Genomic DNA, 433 nt, shown 5'->3' on the forward strand with positions numbered 1-433 from the left:
GTGGACGGCTGGGCCGCCGGGGTCACCGTGGTCTGCACCGCCTGACCGGTCCGGGCGAGGGTGGGCGCGTGCTGCGCCCACCCGTGTCAGCGGGCGGTGGTGCGCCACACTGGGGCGATGAGCGCGAGATCGCTGACCAAGGGTGCCAACCTGCCGATCGGGCCCACCACCGTCCGGGCCGAACTCCGCTGGACGGTGGGCCCCGGGGTGCCGGCGGTCGAGGTCTCCGCGCTGCTGCTCGCGGCTGCCGACCGGGTCCGGGGCGAGGCCGACGAGGTCTGCTACGACCGGCCCCGGCACCCGTCCGGCGCCGTCCACCACCGGGGGCGGACCGGCCCCGGCGGCGAGCGGATCGAGCTCGAACTCCCGTCGGTGGAACCGGAGGTGCAGCGGATCCTGGTCACCGCCTGCACCCGGGGCGGTGCCTTCGGCC

At 76.9% G+C, this 433-nt stretch carries 1 protein-coding gene; it reads left to right on the forward strand.

Going from position 1 to position 433, the window contains the following annotated elements:
- Positions 1 to 117: 117 nt before the first annotated feature.
- On the forward strand, positions 118 to 433 hold a 316-nt coding region (locus ACLWS4_RS37510; RefSeq protein WP_416876503.1), incomplete at its 3' end, for a TerD family protein.

This window comes from Kitasatospora sp. SC0581 (genome assembly GCF_048159585.1).
Lineage (GTDB): Bacteria > Actinomycetota > Actinomycetes > Streptomycetales > Streptomycetaceae > Kitasatospora.